Origin of the sequence: Amycolatopsis rhizosphaerae, assembly GCF_007713715.1 — a bacterium.
Classification (GTDB): Bacteria; Actinomycetota; Actinomycetes; order Mycobacteriales; family Pseudonocardiaceae; genus Amycolatopsis_E; species Amycolatopsis_E rhizosphaerae.
Genome location: NZ_VJWX01000873.1, coordinates 1 through 1,168, shown reverse-complemented (window position 1 = coordinate 1,168; position 1,168 = coordinate 1). Strand labels below are relative to the sequence as shown.

The following is a 1,168-nucleotide window of genomic DNA, read 5'->3' as shown; positions in this document are numbered from 1 at the left end:
GTCGAATCGACTGTGAAGGGCCCCTTCACAGTCGATTCGACCGTGAAGGGGCCCTTCACGGCTCGCCCCCAGTCCCGTCCAGGGCGTTTAGCCGGCCGGTGTGAGCGCGTGGCGTTTGCGGGTGATGAAGGGCCGCTCGATCCAGCGGTAGCTGATCGCGGCGAGTGCCACGCTGGCCAGGACCACCGCCACGGCCAGCCCCAGCAACAGCACCATGCCCGGCTCGCCGGGCAGGAGCCGCTTGCCCAGCTCCAGCACCGGCCGGTGCCCGACGTAGACGCCGTAGGAGACCAGCCCGACCCAGGTCAGCGGCCGCCACGACAGCGACCGCGACCCGTCGAGCGCCCACAGCACGACGGCTCCGGTGAGCACGGCGATCAGCGAGTACCCCCACACCCAGGCCAGCTGCCGGGGAAACGCGATCGGGAAGTGCAGATTGGCGGTGATCGGCCCCTGGCGCCGCAGGACCCCGATCAGCTCCGCCACGCAGACGACCGCCGTGAGCCCGCCGGTCGCCCACAGCAGCCGTACGGGCCGTCCTAGTCGCGCCCGTACTTCCGGCAGCGCGGTCAGCGCTCCGATGGCGAACGCGTCGAGGTACGTGGTGGGCAGTTCGTAGGTGGCAAGCACCAGCTGGTCGTGCCCGAACCCGTCCGCGGCCAGCACCAGGCCCGCCAGCACCCGGATCACCGGTCCGCCGACCGCGAGCGCGACGACCGTCCGCACGAACCATCGCCGAGTCAGCAGCAGGGCCAGCGCGGCCCACAACAGGTACAGCTGCACCTCGACGCCCAGCGACCACAGGTGGTCGTACAGGTTGTTGTCCACGTAGCCCGGCGTCAGCGGGCGGAGGTCGTAGGTCCAGGTCCACAGGAACGGCAGATCGACCGCGAGGTGCCGCGGTCCGTGCCCGGAAAGCGCCAGTCCCGTCAGCACCGCGCACGCGAGCAGGTACAGCGGCGCCAGCCGCAAAGCCCGGTTGCGCAGGAAGTTCCCCAGATCGGCCGCCCGGTCGCCGGTACGGCGTTCGAGCAGGATCCGGGTGATGAAGTGTCCACTGAGCACGAAGAAGACCGGCACCCCGAGCCAGCCGAACGGCAGCACCCCGGTGTGGAAGGCGACCACGGCCAGCACCGCGAGTCCCCGCAGCCCGTCCAGGGCAAGGGAA

1 protein-coding gene is annotated in these 1,168 nt (G+C 70.7%); it reads right to left on the bottom strand.

Annotated elements, in window-relative coordinates; all coding sequences use genetic code 11:
- Positions 1-87: 87 nt before the first annotated feature.
- The coding region (locus tag FNH05_RS37555) for an acyltransferase family protein (RefSeq protein WP_144593565.1) at positions 88-1,168 on the bottom strand (1,081 nt) is incomplete at its 5' end.